This is a genomic window from Bartonella sp. CB10SXKL (genome assembly GCF_042195515.1).
Taxonomy (GTDB): domain Bacteria; phylum Pseudomonadota; class Alphaproteobacteria; order Rhizobiales; family Rhizobiaceae; genus Bartonella.
In genome coordinates this window covers 1-1,951 of sequence record NZ_JBHION010000058.1, presented here as the reverse complement: position 1 = coordinate 1,951, position 1,951 = coordinate 1, and the positions used below count along the sequence as shown (strand labels likewise).

The following is a 1,951-nucleotide window of genomic DNA, read 5'->3' as shown; positions in this document are numbered from 1 at the left end:
ATAAACATCTCGCTTTACTGGTATCGGTCCTCCGGTTTTAACCCGAATATAATGACGTGTCATCAAAATACCTCTCAACGATTGGTCACGAATTGCACCACCACAACACACTCTCCAGCCGCGGTTGTTTTATCCCGTGTTGCATAAAGCGTAAGCTCTTGATCTTCTGGAACAAACTCTTTTTGGTTGGTTGATGTAAAATCTTGAGTGCTTTGGGTTTTGATGTCCTTTTCACTAAACTCATTACCACCATAGGTGCTACCTATCTTTAATTTCGCATCCGAAAACGCTGTCTTCACAAACGCTTTAATCGAAAGGATCATCGCACCACGCGGTAAAGTCCCGATTTTGCGTGTCAAATGCTTATCTTTATACGAGATGTTCAAGCGAAAAAAACTCACTTGTTGCGTAACCAAGTTTCTCCCTTGTAGGGGTTGTGGTAATCCTTCTGCCATGTTTTATTTCCTTTCTTTGAAAATTAAGAAGGCTTTTCGCCTGTGCAAGTTGAAACAACAACGGTTCCGAAATCTTGCGCATTTTGTCCTCTTCCAGGCATTTGGAAACGTGTTTTCTTCATGCCTATGATTGTCTTAGCTGCAACACCATATACCCGTTGATAATCATCAAGCTCTTCAACCAATTTATAGCGCGTCTCTTGATTTTCTGCTCCAAAGGCAAGCATCGCACTCTGTGCACCCAGTAATACAGCACGGCGGACATTTTCTTCAACACTACCATCGGATTTAACACCATGGGTTACATGTTCGGATTCTCGTAAAATCACACCATTATACATGCCTAGTGAACCATCAAAAATCGGGTTCTTCGCGCGCGAACCTGAATAAACTGCCTTTTGTATATCAAGCCATTGACCAGTATCTGTATTGGTACGCAATTGCATAACTTGTATGGGATGAAGATACATCACGTAGACATTGGAACCACCAACCCGTACTGGTCTGATTTTGGGGTTAGCCAACTTTGCAACTTTAACAGCTTCATCTATGAGCTTAAGACTAAAACCGTGTTTTGCCAGCTCTTTTACGTCTTCATCTTTCGTTTTGGCTTCTGGTCGCACAATACGCTTACTGCTTGGTGCCAATGGTGCATTAAAACCATAATACAATTCATCAAGTTCAACTTCACGTCCTTCAAACTTTATTGTAGGCGCTGTATATCCGCAAACTTGAAGAAAAAACATCAAACTCAAACGGTCTGCAAACCAATCAACCAATGACTTATGTGCTTCGTCGCGTAAACTAAACAAAATACGTTGTTGATCAATCGTACCTTTATTTTTTGTTGAAACAGCGTTATTAAGTTCATTGATATAAAGTTTATCATGAAGGAATTGGAGTGCCTCTTCATTGCCTTTAAGCGTTTCACCCTCGCTTACACCACGCCCCATAATCTGTGCTCGTAAGCTAAACGTAACACAATCTCCGCCTTCTTTCCTAAGTTCATTCTTGACTTGAATGATACTATTGGAGCCTTCTCCCATTAATGGTTCAATATCAAGCGCTTTAGACGCTTCATAATTTAATCTCTTTGACCAAGCTTGCACTGCTTGTGCATCATTAATAGGTATACGTGTTATTGCCATTGATTTCACCTTTCTTTGCTGTAAAAAAAAACCGGCTTTAAGCCGGTGAAAAACCCACATCAAAGCGGATTATATTATGCGCCTAGACTATACTCAGCCATCGCGCCCCATTAACTTATCAAAAATGATTTGATTTTTAGGATTGCTATACCATTCTCCAAATTCTTTATCAGACATATCACAAATGTTTTTTAAAGTGATTGGTCCAACACTCCCTCCTCCACCAGATGCCGTTAAGGTTCTCGCAGAATTCTGACGGCTTTGAAGTTCTGCAACTTGATTATTCGCTTGAACCCCTTGGTTCTGATAGCCAAGATTTTGCGCTATTCTATAAATCTCTTCTGCCGG

The 1,951-nt window shown here is 40.7% G+C and carries 2 protein-coding genes and 1 pseudogene; all 3 read right to left on the bottom strand.

What is annotated here, in order from left to right:
• Positions 1-74: 74 nt before the first annotated feature.
• On the bottom strand, positions 75-455 hold the full coding sequence (locus ACFIK3_RS09335; RefSeq protein WP_375631674.1) for a hypothetical protein: 381 nt from the start codon (positions 453-455) through the stop codon (positions 75-77).
• A 23-nt stretch (positions 456-478) separates the two neighbouring features.
• Positions 479-1,603 carry a N4-gp56 family major capsid protein gene (locus ACFIK3_RS09330; RefSeq protein WP_375643639.1) on the bottom strand — a complete coding sequence of 375 codons (1,125 nt, stop codon included), beginning with the start codon at positions 1,601-1,603 and terminating at the stop codon, positions 479-481.
• A gap of 93 nt (positions 1,604-1,696) precedes the next feature.
• Positions 1,697-1,951: pseudogene (locus ACFIK3_RS09325) on the bottom strand (hypothetical protein); the annotation flags it as partial.

Excerpts from the sequence above, each read along its gene's own strand:
- ACFIK3_RS09335 (WP_375631674.1), bottom strand. The coding sequence starts at position 455 with ATGGCAGAAGGATTACCACAACCCCTACAAGGGAGAAACTTGGTTACG.
- ACFIK3_RS09330 (WP_375643639.1), bottom strand. The coding sequence starts at position 1,603 with ATGGCAATAACACGTATACCTATTAATGATGCACAAGCAGTGCAAGCT.